The following is a 1,448-nucleotide window of genomic DNA, read 5'->3' on the forward strand; positions in this document are numbered from 1 at the left end:
GTTTCAGAACCAACACAGTGGACGCGAGCAACTGAGGACAAGCCCTCGGCCTATTAGTACCAGTCAACTCCACCCCTTACAGGGCTTCCATATCTGGCCTATCAACCCAGTCGTCTACTGGGAGCCTTAACCCCTCAAAGGGGGTGGGAGTCCTCATCTCGAAGCAGGCTTCCCGCTTAGATGCTTTCAGCGGTTATCCTTTCCGAACGTAGCCAACCAGCCATGCCCTTGGCAGAACAACTGGCACACCAGAGGTTCGTCCGTCCCGGTCCTCTCGTACTAGGGACAGCCCTTCTCAAGACTCCTACGCGCACAGCGGATAGGGACCGAACTGTCTCACGACGTTCTAAACCCAGCTCGCGTACCGCTTTAATGGGCGAACAGCCCAACCCTTGGGACCGACTCCAGCCCCAGGATGCGACGAGCCGACATCGAGGTGCCAAACCATCCCGTCGATATGGACTCTTGGGGAAGATCAGCCTGTTATCCCCGGGGTACCTTTTATCCGTTGAGCGACGGCGCTTCCACAAGCCACCGCCGGATCACTAGTCCCGACTTTCGTCCCTGCTCGACCCGTCAGTCTCACAGTCAAGCTCCCTTGTGCACTTACACTCAACACCTGATTACCAACCAGGCTGAGGGAACCTTTGGGCGCCTCCGTTACCCTTTGGGAGGCAACCGCCCCAGTTAAACTACCCATCAGACACTGTCCCTGATCCGGATCACGGACCCAGGTTAGACATCCAGCACGACCAGAGTGGTATTTCAACGACGACTCCACGAACACTGGCGTGCCCGCTTCACAGTCTCCCACCTATCCTACACAAGCCGAACCGAACACCAATATCAAACTGTAGTAAAGGTCCCGGGGTCTTTCCGTCCTGCTGCGCGAAACGAGCATCTTTACTCGTAGTGCAATTTCACCGGGCCTATGGTTGAGACAGTCGAGAAGTCGTTACGCCATTCGTGCAGGTCGGAACTTACCCGACAAGGAATTTCGCTACCTTAGGATGGTTATAGTTACCACCGCCGTTTACTGGCGCTTAAGTTCTCAGCTTCGCCACCCCGAAGAGTGACTAACCGGTCCCCTTAACGTTCCAGCACCGGGCAGGCGTCAGTCCGTATACATCGCCTTACGGCTTCGCACGGACCTGTGTTTTTAGTAAACAGTCGCTTCTCGCTGGTCTCTGCGGCCACCCCCAGCTCAAGCAGCAAGTGCTATCACCGGAAATGGCCCCCCTTCTCCCGAAGTTACGGGGGCATTTTGCCGAGTTCCTTAACCATAGTTCACCCGAACGCCTCGGTATTCTCTACCTGACCACCTGAGTCGGTTTAGGGTACGGGCCGCCATGAAACTCGCTAGAGGCTTTTCTCGACAGCATAGGATCATCCACTTCACCACAATCGGCTCGGCATCAGGTCTCACCCTTAATGTCATCCGGATTTGC

Annotated in this window: 1 rRNA gene (running past one end of the window); it reads right to left on the reverse strand. The window is 55.8% G+C overall.

Going from position 1 to position 1,448, the window contains the following annotated elements:
* Window positions 1-33: 33 nt before the first annotated feature.
* Window positions 34-1,448: ribosomal RNA gene (locus ACZ6AA_RS40830) — 23S ribosomal RNA — on the reverse strand (it continues 1,807 nt past the right edge of the window).

The sequence above is a fragment of the Streptomyces sp. NPDC040610 genome (assembly GCF_055594065.1).